This is a genomic window from Streptomyces sp. NPDC059816, assembly GCF_042732055.1.
Lineage (GTDB): Bacteria > Actinomycetota > Actinomycetes > Streptomycetales > Streptomycetaceae > Streptomyces.
In genome coordinates this window covers 56,886-77,420 of sequence record NZ_JBHWIQ010000035.1, presented here as the reverse complement: position 1 = coordinate 77,420, position 20,535 = coordinate 56,886, and the positions used below count along the sequence as shown (strand labels likewise).

Below are 20,535 nucleotides of genomic sequence, written 5' to 3'. Positions count from 1 at the left end.
CACCCGCTCCAGCGCCCGACTCGACGCCTCCCACGCCGACCCGCGCGACAGGCCCTTCAGCCACCCCGCGTACGCGACCTGCTCCCGGACCGTCAGTTCGGGTACTGCGGTGACCTGTTGGGGAATCCAGGCGACCGCCCGCCGGTACCGGGCCGTGGCCCGTCGACCGGTGGGCGCCGCGTCCGCCCAGCTGACCGCCCCGCGCAGGGGACGCAACTGCGAGGCGGCGAGCGCCATCAGGGTCGACTTGCCGGCGCCGTTGGGTCCGAGCAGCACCGTGGACGGACCCGCGAGGCACAGGTTCAGGCCGGAGAACACCTCCGCGTTCCGGTGGTAGCGAAAGGAAAGATCACGAAACACGAGAGCCATGAAAGGGGTGCGCAATCCGCCGCGGCTGCGGCAACGAGAGTGAGGTGGGTCAGGCCAGGGTCGTGGCGTTGCCACAGACGGGTACGGCCGGCAGCGGCCGGTGCTCGCGCTGACCGGCTCTGTTCCCGACAACCTCACGTGTTTTCCTCAGGACGGGCAGTTCGTACCGAGGGAGCCCCCGCTCCCCGGGCCGGTGGGGGAGGCGCGGGCATGACGGTCAGACGCCGCAGCGGCGAGAAGTAGAGGATCGAGGCGGGGATCACATGGAGGATCACTCCGGCCATCAACGCCGTGCGGACCTCGGTGGCCGCCGCGAGACCCCCCGCCGCGAGGGCGGCAAAGGGCCGAACGCCGGAGGTAACCCACATGGCTGTCTGCTGCGCCCGCGACTGAAGGTCTGGCGGGGTGAGGTGCTGGCGGAGGGTTCGCTGGGTCGTCCCGGCCGCCGCGGCGGCCGTCATCTGCACCGCGGCCCCGGCCGTGAGGATCCCCACCCACAGGGGACCCGCGTCGGCGCAGAGCAGCAGCAGCCCGCCCAGCGGGTAGGCGAGGTGCCCGGCGATCAGGACGGGGCCGGGGCCGTACCGGGTGGCGAGACGGGGGCCTGCCAGCGCGCCGAGGAGCCCTCCGGCCCCGGCCGCGCCCATGATCAGGCCGAGCCCGGCACTCCCGGCTTCGACGTGGGTGAGAAGCCAGTACGCCCAGAACGTCGTGACGACGCCCTCGGCGACGCCGTAGACGAACAGCGATTGCATCTGGGGCCGCAGCAGCGGGTGGGCCATCACGAAGGCGATCCCGCCGCGGATCGCCGGGGCCATCCGCTGGCGCGGCCCGCCGTCCGGGTTCACCGGGCGCGTGCGCGGCAGCCGGGTCGCGCACCACGCGCTGACCAGGTAGGACACCGCGTCCGCCACGAGCGCCCGGACCGCTCCGGCCAGGGCGATCAGCGCGGTGGCCGCGACGGTGCCCGCGGTGTCGGCGACGGAGGTCGCCGCGACAAGGCGCGCGTTCGCCTGCGGCACCCGCTCGGGGGCGACGAGCTCGGGCACCGCGGCGAGCGCGGCGGCCTGGTGGACTACCGTCAGCGTGCCCAGGAGCAGCGTCACCGCGTACAGCACCGGCATGGTCAGGGCGCCGAACGCCCAGCAGAGCGGGACGGCGGTTACGGTGGCGGCGGATGCAAGATCAGTGGCGATCATGATCGTCCGCTTAGGCCGGTCATCGGCTATCGCCCCGGCCGGCAACGAGAACAGGAACGCGGGCGTGGTGACAAGGGCCGCGAGCACCGCGACCTGGCCGGGGGTGGCGGCGAGTTCAACGACGGCGACGACGGGGAGCGCGACGGCGTGTACGGCCGAGCCCGCCCAGGAGGCGGCCTGCCCGGTGCAGTACGCGAGGAAGACGCGGTCCCGCCCCGGTGGCGCGGGCCGTGCCGTACCCGTGACGGAGGTGGTCACCGGCGCTCCCCCTCCACCTGGGCCCCGGTACTGGGGCCGGGATGGTCGGGGGCGGGCGGCACCGGAGGTGTTGCGGGGGCATCCGGCGCGGGGGCGGGCCCCTGGCCGGGCGGCAGGGCCTTCCGGGCCTGGCTCAGCCAGGCCCGGGTGCGGGTGGGCCAGGTTGAGGTGTCGTCGTCGGGGAACTCGCTCTGGGCCGTCTCCAGGTCGGTGAGCGCGGCGGCCGGGTCCTCGGCGAGGAGGAGGGCGTGGCCGCGCAGCGCCCGAGCCCGGACCTGGTGGTGATCGGAACCGGGCTCGGCGCCCAGGGTCTTGCGCGCGCAGGTCAGCAGGTCGACGGCTCGCCGGGGCTGATCGCCCATCACGCACTGGGCCAGGACTATCTGGGCGAGCGCTTCCCCGCGCCGGTAGCCGCACGACTCCCACTGCGTCAGCGCCTGGGCCACGAGCGCCGTCGCGTCCTCTACATGCTGTTCGGCGAGGCGGACTAGGGCCAGCCCGTACAGGGCCTGTCCTTCGTCGCGGGCATCCCCCTCAGTCCGCGCGGCGTCCCGTGCGGCCGTGTTCCAGTCGGCCGCCTCCCCGTGTTGCCCGGCGTCCAGCAGGCCGATCGCGCCGGACAGCAGCATCCGGCGCTCCCCGGCGCGGTCGCCGTCCGTGCGGGCGGCGGCCAGTCCCGCCCGGTGCGCGTCCGCCCACAGCGGATGCGGGCGGCGGCGCTGGAACAGCGGCCACCAGCCGTCGACGATGCGCCAGACCAGATCCGGCCGGCGGCCCCGCTCCTCCAGAGCGGCCAGCAGCGCCGGGAGGTTCGCGCCCTGGCGTTCCAGCCACTCCAGAATCGCGGGGTGGTCGGTCGGGTGGAACGGGAAGTCCAGCCCGGCTCCGCCCGGATGCGCACCGGGCGGCGGGAGACCGGGCTGGAGCTGGTGGGGGGCGAGTTCGCGCTGTGAGGCGCGGGCGCAGACGAGGATCCACCCGGCCAGCCGGCCCAGCGCGGCGACCTCCTCCCCGTCGGACAGCTCTGCCGCGTGCGCCCGGGCCGCCTCGGTGTACCGGTACCGCGGTAACCGGTCGTCGGCGTCCCCCGGGTGCCCGGTGTGTTCGATCAGCTTCTCCTCTTCGAAGACCTGGAGGATCCAGTCGGCCTCGGCCCAGGCGAGAGCGCAGGCCGCGGCGGTGACCTCGGCGTCGAGTACCGGGAGGGGCAGGGCGCCGAGGATGCGGTAGACGCGCTGAGATGCCGGCTCCAGCTGGGCGTAGACGGCGGCGGGCGAACCGTCCGCGGGGATGCCGTCCGTGATGGCGGGGGCGGTCACTTCACCAGCTCCCACCGGTCGAGCGGGCTGATCCTCCGCCGCAGGGCCTCGACGAGCTTGGCGCGGGAGAGGGTGATCTGGAGCGCGTGGTGATCGCTGATGCCGGTCATGTCGATGACCTCGACCCCGGTCACCGCCTGCACGGTCCAGGGGTCCATGTAGACGCGGTCGATCCGGCGGAGCCCTCCCTGGTCGGGGTCGGCGTATCCGGCGGTTCCGGCCAGTGCCGCTTCCTGTCCGAGGCGGCGCGCGGCCCATCGGGCCGGGTCGTGGAGTCCGCATTCGTGGAGCACTTCGTCCACGTAGGTGGCCGAGCGCCATGTTCCGTCGCTCTGGGGTTCGGCCCGGTGACGGCGGTGGGTGACGTCCTTGACCGTGGTCCAGTCGATCGGTTCGACGAGCTCTCCCGTCGGCACGGGGTATTCGTTGAGGTCGCCGAGGATCCACGCCGCCCGCGCCGGGTGGTGGGGGCGGTGGAGTTTGAGCTTGTCGGCGAGCGTGGTGAGCTGGTCCGCTTCGAGGCGCCGCTGGTAACGGGAGCAGTGGGAGAGGTGCACCCCCATGGCCATGATCGGCACCCCCGGGACGCCGTCCAGTTCGAGGACGAGGTTGGTGGGCGGGGTGCGGTAGCCGGGGTGCTCGTGCTGGCCCACCACGGTGAAGACACTGTCGCGGACGAACGCGCCGGTGGGGTTGCGGCCGTGCCCCATCGGCGCGCGGAACCCGCGCATTCCCAGGATCTCCTGGGCCGTGCGGAAGCGGCGGTCGGCGGCGGCCACGACCCCGGGCTCCGCGCCCGGCCGGTACTGGGAGTACGTCATCTCGGTGGAGACCAGCAGGTCGGGCTGCCGGGGCTTCAGGATCTCCTGATGGGCGCGGAGCCACCGTTCCGGCAGCACCCCGGGGGCGGGTTCGGGGCCGCCGTCGTGCTCCAGGTTCATCACGATCAGCGTGGTGTCCGCGGGCGTCGTGCTCATGGGGTTGTGTCTTCTCCTGGTGAGGGTGATCGGTGGTGACGGGCAGTCGGGCGCTGGACGTCCCCGGGCAGGGCGCCGAGAACACCGGCGTGGCCCCAGGGGGCCGGGCGCGGCGGTGCCCGCGGGCGTTCCCCTTCGCCGGAGGCGGGGCGGGGGTTCACAGCTGGGGACCGAGGTCGTCGGCCAGCTGGGGGCCAGCGGGATCGGCGTCGAGGGCGCGGGCCGCCTTGGTGCAGACCTCGGCGCGCCCGGTGTCCCCGGCGGCTGTGTGGGCCTCGGCGAGCCAGGTGAGGAGCAGGACGTGCTCGCGCTCCCGGCTGGCGGCCGGGGTCGCGCCCCGTGCCGCGAGCAGGTCCTTGACCGCGGCGTCCAGCCTGCCGAGGCGGTGGCGGGCGCGCCCGCGCAGGGCGAGCGCCCACGCCGCTGTCGGGTCCCCGGATGCGGTGGCCGCGGTGTGGGCCCGGCCGGCCGCTTCGGCTGCCGTGTCCGCGTCCCCGGCACCGAGGGCGGCTTCGGCCGCGGCGGTCAGTGCCGCGACCGTGCCCGGGGATGTGGGCCCGAACAGGTCCGCGGCCTGGAGGAGACGGTCCCGGGCGCCGGGGTGATCGCCGCGCCGGAGAAGGACGAGCCCCAGCCCGTAGGCGGCGCGCGCTTCATCGGCCCGGTCGCCGTCCGCCCGCGCCAGTCGCGCGAGCTCGGTCAGCCGTCCGGCCGCCGCCTCCTCATCGCCCCCGGCCGCAAGAGCCACGGCCAGGGAGCGGAGCATCCGCCGCTCCGCACTCGCATGACCGCACCGGCGCGCGGCGTCCAGCCCCCGCAGAGCACTCTCGCGCCACAGGGGCAGCGGGTGCTCCGCCTCGAAGTAGACGTACAGCGCGTCCGCGATCTGCCAGACGAGACCGTCCCAGCCCGCGTTCCAGGCGAGCGCGAGGACCGTCTCCACGAGATCGAGCCGTTCCTTGACCCACCGCTGCCCCTGCCCCCGGACGAACGGCAGCCTCCACCCGGCAGTCGGGGCGGCCGGGACGAGGAGCCCCCGGTCCGGACGGCTCCGGTGCCAGGCGGCACAGCAGAGCACGAGCAGCCACTCAGACACCCGCAGCGCCGCACCGGTCCGGTGCTCGTCCGCGCCGTCGGGCTGCGCTGCGCGGGCCGCGGCGTGAGCGGCCGGGGTGAGCCGCTGCCGGGACAGGCCGCCGCCGTTGCGGACCGGTTCGGTGAGATCGGCGTCGGCGAGTTCGTCGAGCGCGGTGTGCGCCCGCTCCCAGGGCAGGGCGCACACTGCGGCGGCGAGGTCGGCGTCGGCGGCGAGACCCGCGGGCAGCGCGCCGAGGGCTCGGTACAGCTCCCGCGCCGCCGGACTCAGCGCGACGCCGGCGACCGGGGCGTGGGCGGAGGTGGGGGCGGGCATGGGGGGCGGGTCCTCCGGGTGGGAATGCGGCCCGGGAACGTGCCCGGCCGGGGTGCGGAGACCGGGCGCGGGGAAGGCCGCGGGGTGGTTCAGTCGGCCCATGACACGACCAGGTCGACGGGCCGGTGATCGGACAGGCGGTTCAGCTCCGGGCTTACGCACGTGCGGTAGTCCGTGACGGTGAAGTCGCCGGTCACATAGCCCTGGTCCAGCCGCATGTCCACGCGTTCGTTGGCGTACCAGTGGCCGGTGGTCGGGGCGCGCAGGGCAGGGACCTCGTCTTGGGCGTCGCGCCATCCGGCGCCGGTGAGCAGGTCGCGGGCCCGGCGGTCGTAGCCGCCGTAGTGCCGGCCCGGGCAGACCAGGCGGCGCGCCGGGCCGCGGCCCCAGCACCCGTCACGGCGGGTTCGCCGGGCGGGACGGCGCCGGGCTCGGCGGAAGGCGGTGCCGAGGGGCCCGCCCGCGCAGGTCTCCCGGTAGCGGTGGTGGAGGTTGCGCGGGGTCTCGTCCCAGTCGGCCGGCTCGCGGTCGCGGGCGTCGACCGCCTCCAGCCGCTCGGCGGAGCCCGGCCGCCCGTCGGTGAACGCGGGTTCGTCGCCCAGGGCGAGACGGGACACGGTCATCCGCCCGTCCTCGTCCTCGATGCCGACCGCCGAGGCGAACACCAGCGCCTCCCCGCCGCTGAGCACGGCGTGCCCGCGCTCGGCGCGTTCCACCTTCCGCCCGGTCCAGCCCGGGCCCAGCGCGCGGGCGACCGCCTGCGCCGTGAGCCCCGCCGCCCGGCGGCGCCAGGCCAGCCACGCGCCGAGAAGCAGCACCCCCGGCGGCCGGTGCAGCCCCGCAGAAGCCAGGGACACTGCCCCGCCCGCGGCCGGCGGGGCGGCTGCCTCCGTCCCGTCCGCGGGTTCGGGTGTTCCGCGTACGCCGGTCATACGGCCGCCCCCGCACCCGCTACGGAGGTGGCGGCCGGGTGGGGCGCGCGTTGGCCGGGGATGACCGGACCCGTGCCCCGGGCGAGCGCGGTAGCGCTGTCGCTGAGACACCAGTGCGAGAAGCCCTGCGGGAAGTTCCCGACCTGGCGCCCGAGGCCCGCGTCCCACTCCTCGGCCAGGAGCCCGACGTCGTTGCGGAGGGCGAGGAGCCTGTCGAACAGGGCGCGCGCCTCCTTGGCGTGGCCGGTGGCGGCCAGGGCGTCGGCGAGCCAGAACGAGCAGGCGAGGAAGGCGCCTTCGTCCCCGGTCAGGCCGTCGACTCCGGCACCGGGGCCGGGGGTGGGGTAGCGCAGGAGGAACCCGTCCTTCGTGGCAAGCTCGCGCTGGACGGCCTCCACGGTGCCGACCACGCGCGGGTCGGTGGGCGGCAGGAATCCCATGGCCGGGATGAGGAGGAGGGACGCGTCGAGCTCGGCGGACCCGTACGACTGCGTGAAGGTTCCCCGTACGGGGTCGAACCCCTGGGCGCACACCTCGCGGTGGATCTCGTCCCGCACCTTCCGGAACCGGGCGGCCGGGCCGGTGGCGTCGCCGGACTCGATCAGCCGGACGGTCCGGTCGAGGGCGACCCAGGCCATCACCTTCGAGTGGACGAAGTGCCTCCGGGGCCCGCGGACCTCCCAGATCCCTTCGTCGGGCTCGGCCCACCGCGCCTCCACCACCGCGGCGAGCCGGACCTGGAGCCGGGAGGCGCGCGGGCAGGGCTCCAGACCGTGGCGGCGGGCGACGTCGAGCGCGTCGGCGACCTCGCCGAAGACATCGAGCTGGAGCTGTCCGGCGGCGCCGTTGCCGACCCGGACCGGCAGGGAGCTCTCGTAGCCGGGCAAATGCGCCAACTCCCGCTCGGCGAGGTCCCACTCACCCGCGATGCCGTACATGATCTGGAGGTTCTCCAGGTCGTCGCCGACGGTGCGCACCAGCCAGTCCCGCCATGCCCGTGCCTCGTCCAGGTAGCCGGACCGGGCGAGGGTGGTGACGGCGAGAGCGCTGTCGCGCAGCCATGTGTAGCGGTAGTCCCAGTTGCGGGCGCCGCCGATCTCCTCCGGCAGCGAGGTGGTCGGCGCGGCGACCATCGCCCCGGTGGGGGCGTAGGTGAGGGCTTTGAGGGTGATCAGGGACCGGATCACCGCGTCCCGGTCCGGCCCGGTGTACGTACAGCGGCCGGTCCAGTCCTCCCAGTACGCGTCGGTGGCCGCGAGGTCGGCGCGGGGGTCGGACGCCGGCGGGATGCCCGCGTGGGAGGAGTGCCACGCCAGCGTGAAGGCAACCCGGGCCCCTTCGGCGACCGTGAACTCCGAGACGAGCGTCCCGGCCTGCTCAGTGGTGGGGGGTTCGGCGTCCAGCCACAGCGCGTCGGGGCCTGCCAGGGCCGCGAACCGTTCTCCCTCGGCACGGATCCAGGGCACGACCGTGCCGTAGCCGGGGCGCGGGCGCAGCACGGACCGCATCGGGACGCGGCCGGTGACGCCTTCGACGATCCGTACCAGCCGCGGCGGTTCGTTCCGGTCTCCGGTGTGCGGGGGCATGAAGTCGGTGACGCGTACGGTGCCGTCCGGGGCGTCCCACTCCGTCTCCAAGACGAGGCTGTCGGCGCGGTAGCGGCGCCGGGACGCGGCCAGGGGGGCACCGTCTTCCGGGACGACGGGGCCGAGGGTCCAGCCGCCGTGCTCCGGCCTGCCCAGGAGGCGGGCGAAGACAGCCGCCGAGTCGAACCGCGGCAGGCACAGCCATTCCACTGTGCCGGTGCGCGAGATCAGGGCGGCGGTGCGCATCCCGCCGACGATCGCGTAGTCCTCTATCAAGGCCATGGGTGGTGCTTCTTTCAGGGTTCTGGGCGGACGGCGCCGGGGTGAAAAAAAGGGGGGGAGAAGACGAGGGGGTGGCAAGGAGGATGCGGGCGGCGGGTCCGGCCCGTGCGGGCCGTGGATGTTCACGCCGGGACCGGTGCCGGGGCGGGGACGCCGTCCGGCCACGGGCTGCCGTGGGCCGTGATGGACGGGTATGCGCATCCAGGTGTTCCGGCCCTGCCCCTGCCGGGTGGTGGAGCCCCACGCGGTCGCGTGGCGGTTGACCAGGGTCAGCGGCGCGACGGGCAGCGGAGCGGTCGCCGGGCAGCGGAGCCGGACCAGGACCTCGCCCGGGCGGTGTTCGAGGGTCACCCTCAAGCAGGCCCCGGGGTCGGTGGTGTAGGTGATGCAGTGGGTGGCCAGCTCGTGGAGGGCGAGGACGAGCCCTCCGGTGCGGTCACGGCGGAACGCCCACGTCAGAAAGTCCCGCGCGCACTGTGTCAGGGCGGGGATGTGGCCGAGTTCCGCGGGGACGACGGCGTGGAGGAGGCGCCGGTCCGGCGTTCCGGGACGGCAGGGGACCGTCGGCGGCGCGGCCCCGGTCAGGCCGCCGTGGTGGCGGAGCACGGACTGGGCGGTCCCGGGCTTCGGGTGCAGGGTGGCGACCGTGACATCGCGCCGGTCCAGCCACTGCCGGAACTTCCCGTGCTCCGCGCCGGCCCCGAGATCGGAGGGCGCCAGCAGGAGATCGGCGTGCGGCAGGAAGTGCTCCACCGCCCGTATGCCCGTGCGCCCCCGTACCGGCTTGCCGGAGCTGTCGGCGACGGCGGCCAGGACGTGGTACCCGCGCAGGGCGGCCTCCCGCGTCAGACCGGACAGCCGTCGCAGGCTCCGCCCGGTACCGGCCGGATCGTTGGCGTAGACGGGCGCGCCCCGGGCGGTCACCGTGTACCCCCGCGCCGCTTTCCCCGGGTGGCCGCGGTGGTGAGGCGGCCGGTCAGGGCGCGGATGTGGCCGAGCGGGGCGGGCCCGATGCGGATCTCGTCCGGGCAGGCGTGCCGGGCGCACCCGGGCGCGGCGGTCACGGTCACGCCGGGCATCACCGGCCGCACCCGGCCCTGGACCAGGCGCCGCAGCGCGTCGAGCCGCCGCCAGTCCGAGTACTGGAACGACGGTCCGCCGAGGGCGCGCTGGAGGGCAATAGCCTGGGGAACGGTCAGGGAGCCGATCTCGACCTGGTTGCCCCGTACGCGGGGACGGACGGGCGCGAGCACCGGTGGACGGCGTCGGCCGACCGAGATGAGCGCCGCCCGCAGCTCGCCCGCGACCTGGTGGGGCTCCGGCATCTCCGACCACACCAGGTCCGCGAGCCGCGTCATGGCCCGCGGGCACGTCAGCGTCAGCCGCGGACCCCGGACGTACGGCTCGGTGACGCCCACCTGCACCTCTATGTGCCGCTGCCGCAGGGCCTGTTCGAGAACAGGGGCCCGGCCCGGGGTGAACCGGTCGAGCCGCACCCCGGCCAGGGTGCCGTCCGCGCGGGTCAGGGTGACGGCGAGGCCGGTGCTGTACCAGTCGGCTGGGTGGGGGTGGGTCACCGGATCCCACTGCCGGTCCTCCAGCGCTCCGAGGAGCACACGGGCCGGCGCCGGTTCGGCGGGCCGGGTCATCGCACCGGCTCCGGGATCGGGCGGGCGGTCAGCACCTTCAGGGGGTGGCCGAGGGCGACGAGTTGGGTGGTGGTTCGGGCTCCGGCCCGTACGCGGAGCCGGGATATGCGGGCCGGGAGGTCGCGTGGGGCGAGCCCGGCGGCGTGCGCGATGGCCGCGGTCTCGGAGCGGGTGGCGAGCGCGGGCCGGGCACGGACGCCGTACCGGACCGCGGCCCTGGTGGGGAGCACCTTCACGTCGCCGACCGGGACGCGCAGATGGTCCGCCGCCTCGATGGTCGTCCGACCTTCCGCCAGGACCATCAGCAGCTCACCTGCGGTGGCGCGGGCGTAGGCAGGGCGGGTGGGGGTGAGGCCGTTTCGGCTTTGGGGCATCAGGAGTCCTGCCGGTGCGGGGGCTGCGGGCGGGCAGCCGGAACGGAAGACGGGGCCGGAGAGTGGAGCACAAGTACGGCGGCGAGGTGCGCTCGGTGCGCGGCGGCGGCCTGGTCCTGGAGGGCGCGCACCGCGTGTTCGGTCTCGTCCGCCGTGCGGCCCAGCTGGCGGGCGATCTGGACGTCGGTCAGCCCGTCGGCCGCGAGCTCGGCCAGCTGCTGGTTCGCGCCGTCGAGGACCAGCGGGCCCCCGGCGGGCGCTGGGACGTGCTCGGCGGTGATCAGCCCGCAGCCCACCGCGCGGGTCACGGGGCGGACCAGCCACTGCGGCACCGGCACGGGACCTTTCAAGGGCTCCTCGGGGCACAGACCGCGGACCGTGCGGGACAGCACGTCCCGCACATCCCAGTAGGCCGCCTCCAGCGCGCGGGCCGCATCCCACAGGCTGCCCCCGGCGGCGGCGTGCCGGAGCACCGCCAGCCCCCGGTCCCCGCCGGACGGCAGGAACAGGGCCGGGTGGCCGCCCCGCGAGCCGGGTCCGAGGTTCCGGGACCGGGGCGTTGGACGGGACGGAAGCAGCGGGGCCGTGCCCTGCCAGGCGGCGGGCGATGGTCGCTCCTGGTCCAGGCCGAGATACTTCCGTACCGGGCCGTCGACGGCGCCCGCGAGATAGCCGGCGACGTCTGCGTTCGTGATCCAGGCCGTCCCGGCGACCTCCTGCGGGTCGACCCGGTACGCCGGGCGGCTGTCCTCCGCCAGGAAGCACCCCACATAGACACGCTTCTGCCCCGCCTTGGGCAGGTTCCGGTCACCGAGGACCCCGTGGGCGACCGCGTCCACGCCGGCCACCGTCCGTGCCGCGCGCACAGCGGCCTGGTCCGGCTGCTCCCCGTCCGCGACACGAACGGAGGGGAACTGCCAGACCAACTCGTCCTGGGGCGCTCGGCGCTGAACGAGCAGGGTCCGGTCCTGGTGGCTGATGACGGCGGCGGCACACGGTGCAGTGGGCGGCGGTGCCGGGCCCCGGCCGTCCGGGGCGGGTGCGGGGTGGTTCACGGGGTGGGGTCCTTCGCGGGGGGAGCAGCGGGAGGGACGGCGGCGAGGGCCTCGGCGGTCGTCGCGTACACGAAAATGACCTGGTCGAGTCCGGTGAGCCGCAGCACCTTGCGCACCGGGTCGCAGGGGGCGACCACCCGCAGCTCCCGCTGCCCGGCCAGGGTGCGGACCTTCTTGAACGCGCCGACGAGGACACCGATCGCGGTGGAGTCGAAGTAGGTCACGGCGCTGAGGTCGCAGACCAGATCGCGCTCCGCTGCGGCGAACGCCTCGGCGAGCCGGTCGCGCAGGGCGGGAGCGGTGTAGACGTCGAGCTCCCCGGCGACGGTGACCACGCTGCTCCCGCAGTGCGCGCCGCTGGTGATCGTGATGCTGCCCAGCACGGTCACACCCGTACCGCCTGTTGCAGTACCCCGGTGGCGATACGGCGCCGCAGGCCGTGCGTTGAGGCTGCGGCCACCATGCTGGGTCGGGCGGGTCGCTCCGGCGGAACAGCGAACCGCACGGCCTTGGGGCGGCTGCCGGGGACGTCCGGGTTCGGGTCGACGCGGCTGGTGGCCGCCGGTCGGGTCACGACGCGGGTCCGTTCCTGGAGAGGACCCGGTGAGCGTGGCCGAGGGCGATGAAGTGCATGGGGTTCCGGGCTCCGACACGGCCCATCAGGGCGTCGAGCTGTGCGGAGACCTCCTTCGACGACAGGCCCAGCGCGGCGGTGGCAGCGGTCTTGGTGGGGGCGGTGGCGAAGGTCTGCCACAGGCGGCGTTCCTCGTCGGAGAAATCCAGCGGCGAGCCGTCGAGGTTGGGCGCAGGGAGGTGGCTCGCGACGAGGGCCGCGTGCAGGGTGGCCGGGGCTCCGGTGGTCAGCAGCTTGGTTCCGGCGCGGGTCAGGTAGCTGGCGACGGTGCTCTCGGCGACGCCCAGCGCCGTCGCGGTCTCGCGCCTCGTGCGGCCTTCGGCGAGGTGGCCGAGCGCGGTGATTTCCGCGGTGGTGAGGCTGGTGGTGTGCAGGCCGTCCTCGTGACGGCTGCGGACGCTCACGGGAGCTTCCTTCCGAGGCCGCCGAGGATGTGGATGTCGGAGACGGGGTACGCGGCTTCGGCGTCGTCGTCGGGGCGCCACCGGTTGACGGGTACCAGTCCGGGATCCGTGAGGTCCAGGCCGTCGAAGAGCTCCCGGATCATGCCCGCCGGGCGGATCCTGGCCCCGACTCCGCCTCCCCGGAGGACCGCCTCGGCCTGCCGCATCGCCTCGGGGTCGTAGGCGTCGCTCATGTGACTGATGACCACGGCACTCCCGGCGGCCAGGCCGCCGGTGAGCCGCCGGACGGAGCCCTGAACGGTCTGGTCGTCCTCGACGAAGTGCATGACTGCGGCGAGCAGCAGCCCGATGGGGCGGGCGGGGTCGAGGTGGGAGGGGATCAGGTCCAGGACGGCGCCGGGGTCGGCCACGTCGGCCTGGACGGCCGCGGTCGCGTCCTCGCGCCTGCCGCGCATGAGCGCGTCGGCGTGCGCCAGTACGGCCAGGTCGGTGTCCACGTACAGGGTGCGCGCGGTGTCGGGGTGAACTGATTCGGCGATCCGTTGGGTGGTCAGCCCGTTCTCCGGGGGCAGTCCGCACCCGATGTCGAGGAACTGGTGGATGCCCTGCTCGGCCAGGTACCGGACCGTGCGCACGACGAAGTTCCGGTTCGCGCGGGCGATCAGGGCCGGTTGGAGGCCGAGCGCAGTCATCTTCGCGGCGACGTCGCGGTCGCCGGGGTAGGCGTTCTTTCCGTCGCCGTCGCCCTGGTAGGCGGCGTAGAGGCGGGCGGAGGTGGAGGCCGGCCGGGGGGTGCCGTGTGCGGCAGGGGTGTCCTCGGGGCCGGGCGGGGCGATGGGATTGCTGCCGGAGTTGGGATGCATGTGCGGATTCCGTAGGGGTTCAGCAGGCGGGCCGGCCGCGCCCCGGGGTCCGAGGGTGCGGCGCGGGCGGGCGGTCACAGGTGGGTCTCCGGGCGCAGGAGGTACAGCCCGGCGCCCGCCGTGTGCAGCTGGTCCAGAGCCTGGCTGTACCAGTCGGCGTGGGGGCTGACGGCGACCTGGCTGACGGCGGCGATGCCGTGGGCGCGGCCGGGACCGCATGCCCGGACGGCGCGCGCCCAGCCGTGCCGGAAGGCGGGGTCGCTGTCGCCGGTGTCGTCCGTGTGCCGTCCGGTGATCTCCCATGAGGAGAGGGCGGCGAGGCGGTCGAGTTCGGCGGCCTGCGGGGCGGGATCGCCGCCGGGCCGGGTCAGGACGTACAGCTCGATTCGCAAAGGCTCGGCGGCGCGCTCGGCGACCGCCAGGTTCAGCTCGGCCCGCCGCTTGCACAACGTGGCTGCCGCGTCCTGATGACGCTGCGCCAGGTCGCGCTCCGGCGCCGGCGCGGTGGCGAGGAGGGAGGTGTTCACGGCTTGCCCGCCTTGGGGGTGAGGCCGAGGTGGCGCAGCACGGGCTCGTAGATGTCGCTGTCGAACAGGCCTGGGAGCTTCGCGTGTTCGATCCAGGCCACGCCGCTGATCTCCTGCGGGGAGGCGAGGCTGGCCGGGCCGCTGTCCGGGGCGAGCGTGCAGGCGATGTAGGACAGGTGGACGCCGGTCGTGGGGTGGACCCGCTCGCCGAGGGAGGCGACCGCGGTGACGGTGATGCCGGGCTCGATCTTTCCGGCGGGGAACTGCCAGGCCAGGTCCTTCTCGGCACGGCGGCGGAGCACGGTCAGTGCCAGGAGGCCGTCGGTGATCACCGCGACCGCAACGCGCCGGGCGGCGCCGGGTCCGCCGGACGTAGGGGCGGCTGCGGTCGCCGGTGCCGTGGTCGGGCTCATCGGGTCCTTCTGGGGGCGGTCTCGGCGAGGGTGTGGAGTGCTGTGCGCAGGTCGGCGGAGTCGGTGAGGACGGAGCCGTGGGCGGGGTGGTGGACCCACCGCAGGTGCCTGGTCTGGGGGTGGTCGGGGTGTGCGGGGAGGGTGAGCCAGGGGCCGCTGACGCGGCGGGCGAACTCCGGCCAGTTGTGCGTCCCCGCAGTGGGGACGAGGACGTAGAGGTCGGGGCCCTCGGCCCAGATCGCGCCCGGGGGGCCGGTCCGGCGGGTCAGTTCCGCGAGCAGCGGGTCGGCGAGCGCGGCGGGCAGGTGGACGGCGTCCGCGTGCTGTCCGGTGCGGATCTGGGCCGGGGTGGTGCTGTTCCAGGCCGCGCCGAGGAGCCCGGGGCCGGTATCCGGGGCGAGGCCCGGCGGGGGAATCAGTACCGGTGGGGTGGGGGTCACGGCTGTCTCCCGCAGTCGGCGGCCGGATGCCCGGCGGTGAAGGCGGACAGGGGCAAGGCAGGGAACCGGCGGTCGGCGGCGGCGCAGTCGACGCTGTCGGTCAACAGCGCGGCCGCGGCGAGCTGGGCGCGGTCCCGCGCGGTGAAGTCGTCCCGCAGCCGGGCCAGTGCGCTGTCCACGGTGTTCTTGGTGCGGCCTAGCTGAAGGGCGATACGGGCGGCGGAGGCGCCGCCGAGCGCTGCGTCCAGGAAGCACCGGTCGCCGTCGCGAACGCGGGGCCGCCGCACGGGCAGGGGCACGTGGTCGCCGGTGACGAGACCGTGGAGGACTCCCAGGCACGCGGCGTGGATCCGGTTGCGTGCCTCAAGGTCGCGGCGCAGCGCGGTGATCCGGCCGGCGACCGTGACGGGGGAGACGCCGAGGCCCTGGGCGATCTCGGGGGCGGGCACTCCGGCGGCGACCTGCCGCAGCAGACGCAGTGCCGCGGGGTCGAGGCGGGGGAGTGGCGGGAGCTCGCGGACGGTCGGGGGGCAGGAGGCGGAAAGGGGCACGGGGGCTCCAGGAGCCAATGGGAAAGAAGGGAGGCATGGCGGGCGCGGGGCGCCCGGAGAAAGGCCCGGCGGCGCGCACTTCCCCCGGGGAAGTGCGGTCCCGTACGGGGGTTGACGGGGTCGCCGCCGGGCCGGAAGCACACTGTGCCCCCGGAGCGCCCGTCGTCGCCACCGCCCTGATCCGTCGACTCACCCGTCGACTCAGGCTGGAACGGCGGGTTCTGGCCAGGGCGCGGGGGCGGGTCGGGCGCCTCTTGGGGGTGTCGGGTGGTCTGGGGTGGTGGGTCGACGGGTGGGTCGACGGGTCAGGGGTGGTGCGGCGACCGGCCGGTCTGGGGCACGGTGTGCCGGGCCGGTACACGGACGCCGGCTGGAGAGCGTCCCGCCGCGTGCGGGGGAGGGATGGCAGCGTGGATGCGCTGATCGGGCCGGAACCATCGCCTTGTGAGGATGAGGAGCGGGACGGCTGGTTCCTCACTGCCCGCCATCGGCGGCTGCGGGAGGACGTGCGGGAGTTCGCCGAGCGGGAGGTGGCGCCGCTGATACCGGAGATGGAGTCCTCGCGTCGGGTTCACGCGGAGTTGTCGCGGCGGATCGCCGCCCGGGGCTGGCTGGGCGTGACGATTGGCTGTGAGTACGGGGGGATGGGCGCGGGGCATCTGGCGAAGACGCTCGTGATCGAGGAACTGGCGCGGGTGAGCGGGGCGATGGGCGCGATGGTGCAGGCGTCCCAGCTCGGTGCAGCGAAGATCATCCACTTCGGTTCGAAGTCTCAGAAGCGGCGGTGGCTGCCGCGGATCGCGGAAGGCTCCTGTCTGCCGACGATCGCGGTCACCGAGCACGGCTCGGGCGGGCACGTCGCCGGGATGGAGGCGAGTGCGGTCCGCGACGGTGACGCCTATGTGCTCACCGGGCGGAAGGTGTACATCGGGAACAGTCATGTGGGGACGTTGCACGGGGTGGTGGCTCGCACCGGGCCGGGGTCGCAGGGGCTCACCGCGTTCCTGGTGGAGGCCGACCGGCCCGGTTGCCGGGTGGAGCCGCAGCGCGAGGCACTCGGGCTGCACGGGTTCAGCTTCGGCGAGCTGGTGCTGGAGGGCTGCCGGGTGCCGGTGAAGAACCGGATCGGCAACGAGGGAGCGGGCTTGAGAGTCGCCTACGCGTCCAGCACCCTGTATGGGCGGCCGAATTTGACGGCGGTGTCCCTGGGTATCCACCAGGCGATCGCCGATGAGGTCGGTGTGTTCGTGAAGGAGCGGGTGCGGTACGGGAAGCCGCTGCACGAGCTGGCGGTGGTGCGGGCGCGGGTCGGGCGGATCACCTCGCGTCTGATGACCGCCCGCCTTCTCGCCTACCACGCGGCCGCTCTTTTGGACCGGGGACTTGAGTGCGACGCGGAGTTGATGAACGCGAAGCTGGTGAACACGGAGGCGGCCGTCGATTCGGCGCGGGAGGCGATGGAGATCCATGCCTCGGTGGGCCTGTTCACGGACAGGCCCGTGGAGCGGTATCTCCGCGACAGCATGCTGATGTTCGCGCCGGCGGGAACATCGGATGTTCAAGTGCTCAGGCTGGCGGAGTCCGCGCTGGGGCTCGGCCGGGCGCCGTGGTCAGGGCAACTCGCGGGAGACGGGCTGGGGGCGTCCGCCGTCCAGGAGGACACCCGTGTCCCTGCGGTGATCGGATAGCGGTACAGGCTGGGGGCCGTCGCCGGTCAGCGGACGGGCGGGGTGTTCGAGGAGCAGTGCGAGTGCGGTCCGGGCGGCCGCGTTGACGGTATCCAGGAGGTATCGGCCGCGCTCCATGGAGTGCGGCCGGACGTCGACGCCGCACACCGTCCCGATCGGCTCTCCGGACGTGGGGTCGATCAGCGGCGCGCCGGCGTAGGCGCGGATCCCGATCCGGTCGACGACGGGATTGCCCGCGAAGCGGGAGCTCGCGCACACGTCCGGCAGGGGCAGTGCCTTGCGCCGGTCGACGACGGCCGGGCAGAAGCCGTGCTCCAGGTCCATCGTGCGGCCCACGGGAGGCAGCGGGTGGCCGTCCTCGTCGTGGCTGGCGGCGAACAGCCCGACGAACACCTGCCGGCGGCCGATGAGGTTGAACATGGCGTACGGCATCTGGAGCCGGGCGGCGAGCTCTGCGGCGAAGGCGTCGAACGCCGGGTACACGGCTGTGGGGTCGAGGCCGAGTGCGGTGAGGCGGGCTTCGCGCAGCGGGGTGCCGTCGTTCAGGGCGCGCAGGTGGGCCTGGCCGGTGCGCGGGTCGATGTCGGCGGGCATCAGAAGGGTCTCCCGGGGCTGGGTGCGAGGGTGGCGGGCTGGGTGGTGAGGGCGTGGTGGACGAAGGCGATCAGGACGTCGCGGGCGGAGGCGCGGGAGCGGGCGTCGCACTCCAGCAGCGGCACGTGGTCGGGTAGTTGCAGGGCGTGGCGGATCTCGCCGGTGGTGTAGCGGTCGGAGCCGGCGAAGTGGTTCACGGCTACCAGGAACGGCCGGCCGCTGCTTTCGAAGAAGTCCAGCGATCCGAAGGAGGCGTTCAGGTCGCGGGTGTCGACCAGGACGATCGCGCCGATCGCCGGGCCCATCAGGTGGTCCCACAGGAACCGGAAGCGGTCCTGCCCCGGCACCCCGTACAGCAGCAGCATGGTGCGCTGGTCGGGGAAGGTGAGGCGGCCGAAGTCCATCAGGGTGGTGGTGGTCGTCTTGTGCGGGTCCAGGAGCCGGTCGGTGGTGGTGCTGGCGTCGGTGACGGTGGCGTCGGTCCGCAGCGGGTCGATCTCGCTGGCGGCGCCGACAAAGGTGGTCTTCCCAACACCGTAGGGTCCGCCGATCACCAGCCGGGCGGCAGTCATCTCATAATCTGCGAAGGCCCGCAAGGACGCGCTCCAAGGTGGCGTGGTTGCCGGTGTCGGTGTCGGCCCGCAGGTCGGACACGGCCAGGATCAGGTAGTGGAAGCCGAGGAGGTCGCCGACGAGGATCTTGACGGTCTGCACCGGCAGCCGCAGGCGTCCGGCCAGCTCCGCCACCGGCACGGGGCCCTCGGCGGCCAGGCGCAGGATGGCGTCCTCCTCGGGCTGGAGACCGGAGGCCGGTCTCACCTGGATGTTGGTGACGACGATCGAGTCACGGCCCAGATGGTGCGGTGCGCTGGTGCGGCCCCGGGTGACGGCGTAGGGCCGCAAGGAGGCCGTGTCCTCCTCGACCCAGGGCCGCCGGTGGGACGCCATGTCAGTGCGCCGTGCTGGTACGGGGCTTGGTGGAGAGATGCTCGTACAGACGGTCGCTGAGGCGGGTCATCGCGTGGGCGATGGGGGCGATGTCGGCGTCCGGGACGGTGAGGACGGCGAGATACGTTTCCTTACCGGCGTGGCCGACCAGCATCCACAGGCCGCCGTGGCAGACCGTCATCTGCTCGAAGTGCGTGCCCTGGGGGGACTCCAGGCCAGGGATTTGGCCGAGGCTCCGGCCCAGGGCGGCACTGCCGGAGACCATGGCGCCGACGCGTTCCGCGCTGTCCCGCTCCAGGCCGTGGCTGGCCATGAGGAGGCCGTCGCTGCTGGTGAGGACGACGGCGATGGTGCCGGGGTTCTCCTCAGCGAAGGACTTCAGCAGCCAGTCGGGCTTCTCGGTCACAGGTCTGCTCCTGGGGTGTTGGCGGGGCCGGGGGATGTGGAAGGGCGGTCGTGAAGGATCTTGGTGAGCGCGGCGGACCGGGCCATGTCCGGAAGGCCGCGGCCCCCGGCGGGCCCGGGCCCGCCCGCGGCGGGCGCCGGGGCGGCCCGGGCACGGGGGCTGCGGACCGGCAGGGCCTGGCGTCCCGGAGTCGCCGCCCTGCCGGAGGGCGCGGCCGCGGGCGAGGGGCGCGGTCCGAACGCTGCGCCGGATCCCGAAGGCCCGGCGATGTAAGCCCGTGCCCGGGCCGCCCCCGTCCCCGGCGCCGGCGTGGGGGCGGGGGTGGGGGTTTCGTCGTGTGACGCGGGGGTGAACAGGTCCGGGGGCAGGACGACGGTTGCCTCGTGGCCGTGCGGGGTGCGGTCCAGGCGTACCGTGATCCGCCGGCGGTGGGCGATGCGGGCGACGACGACCAGTCCCATCTGGCCGCTGCCCAGCTGGGCAGTGATGTCGGGGTCCCCGTGGCTGAGCAGGTGGTTGATCCGGTCCAGCTTCGCGTCGCTCAGGGCCAGGGCCCGGTCGCGGATGAGGACGGCCAGAGCACCGTCCTCGGCCCGTCCGGCGCTGATGTCCACCTTCGTCTCCGGCGGGGAGTAGGCGGCCGCGTTCTCCACGAGTTCGGCGAGCAGGTGGGTGATCTCCACGGACGCGTAGCCGGGGACCGTTCCCGCCGGGAAGGCGCGGACCTGGGCCCGGGCAAAGTGCGCGGTCTCGGCGATCGCCATCCGCAGCACGGCCTGGACCTCCACCGGGGTCCTGATCTGCCTCGGGCTCGCCCCGCCCAGCGTCCCCAGGTTCTCCGTGAACCGGCGCAGCATGGTGACCAAATTGTCGAGTCGATGGATTCGCAGCAGCTCGTCCGGGTCCTCGACATCCCGTTCGATCACGTCAATTTGGTCCAAGGCCCGCTGGACGAGCTGCTGCTGACGCCGTGCGATGAGGACGAGGAGCCCCACCTGCTGTCCGGAGGCGACCGCCGCGCTCTGCTGCCCCGACACGGCGGCGGTCAGCACTGCGCCGATCTCGTTCCGGTACGCCGTCAGCACCCGCACCGCTTCGGCTTCGGCCCCCGTTCCCCCGGGGATCGGCCACGGAAGCGGAACGGGCACGACGTGGCCGGAGCGGATCCGGTCGGCGGCGGCCGCCAGCTCGCGCCGCCCCTCCTCGGCCGTCCGCAGGACACGGCGCAGCACGGAGCCCGGGTCCGGCGCGCGGACCGCCACCGCTCGCCGCCACGACACCAGAAACCCGGCCGAGTTCAGCCCCACCGCGAGCGCCCACGCCGCCGTCGGCGCGAGCATCCCGGGAGCCGCCACCGACACGCCCGCGACCGCCGTCGATGCGGTCAGCGCGCACAGCCCCGGACCCGCCACGGCCCGTATCAGGTGCGGCACTTGCTCCCCGTCTTTCCGGCGGTGCCGGGCACGCCGCTCACCCACCTTCGCCCCCCGGGCGGCGGAGAACAGTGCGGCGGGATGCCGCGCCGCCGGGGAGCACCCGGACGAGAAGGACTGGGTTCATCACATGCCTCGACAGACGACGAAGAGAGAAGCGGACAAGGAACCGCGTGCCCGCAGCAGGGGCGGCGGACGGGCGCGCCGGCCGTCGGCGCGGGGC

General features: G+C 74.3%; 24 protein-coding genes. 1 reads left to right on the top strand and 23 read right to left on the bottom strand.

Features of this window, described 5'->3' with window-relative positions; all coding sequences use genetic code 11:
• From ACFV88_RS32520 to ACFV88_RS32435, 18 genes are all read right to left on the bottom strand, one after another.
• Window positions 1–369 (bottom strand): ATP-binding cassette domain-containing protein (locus ACFV88_RS32520; RefSeq protein WP_385495705.1); only part of this gene is annotated, 369 nt, incomplete at its 3' end.
• Window positions 370–503: 134 nt separating this feature from the next.
• A complete protein-coding gene (locus tag ACFV88_RS32515; RefSeq protein ID WP_385495704.1) occupies window positions 504–1,826 on the bottom strand; it encodes an MFS transporter in 1,323 nt (440 codons plus the stop codon).
• The gene (locus ACFV88_RS32510; protein ID WP_385495703.1) at window positions 1,823–3,145 is read right to left on the bottom strand and encodes a hypothetical protein; all 1,323 of its coding nucleotides are present in this window, start codon (window positions 3,143–3,145) and stop codon (window positions 1,823–1,825) included. The genes ACFV88_RS32515 and ACFV88_RS32510 overlap by 4 nt, the downstream gene beginning before the upstream one ends.
• Window positions 3,142–4,122, bottom strand: coding sequence for an endonuclease/exonuclease/phosphatase family protein (locus tag ACFV88_RS32505; protein ID WP_385495702.1), 981 nt, complete (start codon window positions 4,120–4,122; stop codon window positions 3,142–3,144). The genes ACFV88_RS32510 and ACFV88_RS32505 overlap by 4 nt, the downstream gene beginning before the upstream one ends.
• A 157-nt stretch (window positions 4,123–4,279) precedes the next feature.
• The gene (locus ACFV88_RS32500; RefSeq protein WP_385495701.1) at window positions 4,280–5,533 is read right to left on the bottom strand and encodes a hypothetical protein; all 1,254 of its coding nucleotides are present in this window, start codon (window positions 5,531–5,533) and stop codon (window positions 4,280–4,282) included.
• Between the two features lie 89 nt (window positions 5,534–5,622).
• Window positions 5,623–6,465: a helix-turn-helix domain-containing protein gene (locus ACFV88_RS32495; protein WP_385495700.1), complete on the bottom strand. Its 843-nt coding sequence runs from the start codon at window positions 6,463–6,465 to the stop codon at window positions 5,623–5,625.
• Window positions 6,462–8,333, bottom strand: coding sequence for a glycoside hydrolase family 15 protein (locus tag ACFV88_RS32490; RefSeq protein ID WP_385495709.1), 1,872 nt, complete (start codon window positions 8,331–8,333; stop codon window positions 6,462–6,464). Before ACFV88_RS32490 ends, ACFV88_RS32495 begins: the two co-directional genes overlap by 4 nt.
• Window positions 8,334–9,253: 920 nt before the next feature.
• On the bottom strand, window positions 9,254–9,982 hold the full coding sequence (locus ACFV88_RS32485) for a hypothetical protein (RefSeq protein WP_385495699.1): 729 nt from the start codon (window positions 9,980–9,982) through the stop codon (window positions 9,254–9,256).
• Window positions 9,979–10,356, bottom strand: a complete 378-nt coding sequence (locus ACFV88_RS32480; protein ID WP_385495698.1) for a hypothetical protein — start codon at window positions 10,354–10,356, stop codon at window positions 9,979–9,981. Before ACFV88_RS32480 ends, ACFV88_RS32485 begins: the two co-directional genes overlap by 4 nt.
• Window positions 10,356–11,411: an NUDIX domain-containing protein gene (locus ACFV88_RS32475; protein ID WP_385495697.1), complete on the bottom strand. Its 1,056-nt coding sequence runs from the start codon at window positions 11,409–11,411 to the stop codon at window positions 10,356–10,358. The genes ACFV88_RS32480 and ACFV88_RS32475 overlap by 1 nt, the downstream gene beginning before the upstream one ends.
• Complete coding sequence (locus ACFV88_RS32470) at window positions 11,408–11,794, bottom strand: STAS domain-containing protein (protein ID WP_385495696.1); 387 nt, start codon at window positions 11,792–11,794, stop codon at window positions 11,408–11,410. Before ACFV88_RS32470 ends, ACFV88_RS32475 begins: the two co-directional genes overlap by 4 nt.
• 2 nt (window positions 11,795–11,796) lie before the next feature.
• Entirely contained in the window at window positions 11,797–11,985 is a 189-nt protein-coding gene (locus ACFV88_RS32465) for a hypothetical protein (RefSeq protein ID WP_385495695.1), read from the bottom strand.
• Complete coding sequence (locus ACFV88_RS32460) at window positions 11,982–12,449, bottom strand: LuxR C-terminal-related transcriptional regulator (protein WP_385495694.1); 468 nt, start codon at window positions 12,447–12,449, stop codon at window positions 11,982–11,984. The genes ACFV88_RS32465 and ACFV88_RS32460 overlap by 4 nt, the downstream gene beginning before the upstream one ends.
• Window positions 12,446–13,312, bottom strand: coding sequence for an SAM-dependent methyltransferase (locus tag ACFV88_RS32455; RefSeq protein WP_385495693.1), 867 nt, complete (start codon window positions 13,310–13,312; stop codon window positions 12,446–12,448). Before ACFV88_RS32455 ends, ACFV88_RS32460 begins: the two co-directional genes overlap by 4 nt.
• A 74-nt stretch (window positions 13,313–13,386) precedes the next feature.
• The gene (locus ACFV88_RS32450) at window positions 13,387–13,839 is read right to left on the bottom strand and encodes a hypothetical protein (protein WP_385495692.1); all 453 of its coding nucleotides are present in this window, start codon (window positions 13,837–13,839) and stop codon (window positions 13,387–13,389) included.
• Window positions 13,836–14,252, bottom strand: a complete 417-nt coding sequence (locus ACFV88_RS32445; protein WP_385495691.1) for an NUDIX hydrolase — start codon at window positions 14,250–14,252, stop codon at window positions 13,836–13,838. The genes ACFV88_RS32450 and ACFV88_RS32445 overlap by 4 nt, the downstream gene beginning before the upstream one ends.
• On the bottom strand, window positions 14,249–14,692 hold the full coding sequence (locus ACFV88_RS32440) for a hypothetical protein (RefSeq protein ID WP_385495690.1): 444 nt from the start codon (window positions 14,690–14,692) through the stop codon (window positions 14,249–14,251). The genes ACFV88_RS32445 and ACFV88_RS32440 overlap by 4 nt, the downstream gene beginning before the upstream one ends.
• On the bottom strand, window positions 14,689–15,243 hold the full coding sequence (locus ACFV88_RS32435; protein ID WP_385495689.1) for a hypothetical protein: 555 nt from the start codon (window positions 15,241–15,243) through the stop codon (window positions 14,689–14,691). The genes ACFV88_RS32440 and ACFV88_RS32435 overlap by 4 nt, the downstream gene beginning before the upstream one ends.
• Before the next feature lie 410 nt (window positions 15,244–15,653).
• Between ACFV88_RS32435 and ACFV88_RS32430 the strand changes: the two genes are divergently transcribed.
• A complete protein-coding gene (locus ACFV88_RS32430) occupies window positions 15,654–16,931 on the top strand; it encodes an acyl-CoA dehydrogenase family protein (protein WP_385495688.1) in 1,278 nt (425 codons plus the stop codon).
• On the opposite strand, the gene ACFV88_RS32425 is transcribed toward ACFV88_RS32430, so the two are convergent.
• From ACFV88_RS32425 to ACFV88_RS32405, 5 genes are read right to left on the bottom strand one after another with little or no spacing between them, the layout of a single operon-like run.
• Complete coding sequence (locus tag ACFV88_RS32425; protein ID WP_385495687.1) at window positions 16,854–17,525, bottom strand: GAF domain-containing protein; 672 nt, start codon at window positions 17,523–17,525, stop codon at window positions 16,854–16,856. The genes ACFV88_RS32430 and ACFV88_RS32425 overlap by 78 nt on opposite strands.
• The gene (locus ACFV88_RS32420) at window positions 17,525–18,097 is read right to left on the bottom strand and encodes an ATP/GTP-binding protein (protein ID WP_385495686.1); all 573 of its coding nucleotides are present in this window, start codon (window positions 18,095–18,097) and stop codon (window positions 17,525–17,527) included. Before ACFV88_RS32420 ends, ACFV88_RS32425 begins: the two co-directional genes overlap by 1 nt.
• A gap of 1 nt (window position 18,098) precedes the next feature.
• On the bottom strand, window positions 18,099–18,473 hold the full coding sequence (locus ACFV88_RS32415) for a DUF742 domain-containing protein (RefSeq protein ID WP_385495685.1): 375 nt from the start codon (window positions 18,471–18,473) through the stop codon (window positions 18,099–18,101).
• 1 nt (window position 18,474) lies between these two features.
• Window positions 18,475–18,879, bottom strand: a complete 405-nt coding sequence (locus ACFV88_RS32410) for a roadblock/LC7 domain-containing protein (RefSeq protein ID WP_385495684.1) — start codon at window positions 18,877–18,879, stop codon at window positions 18,475–18,477.
• Entirely contained in the window at window positions 18,876–20,312 is a 1,437-nt protein-coding gene (locus ACFV88_RS32405) for a sensor histidine kinase (RefSeq protein ID WP_385495683.1), read from the bottom strand. Before ACFV88_RS32405 ends, ACFV88_RS32410 begins: the two co-directional genes overlap by 4 nt.
• Window positions 20,313–20,535 lie beyond the last annotated feature (223 nt).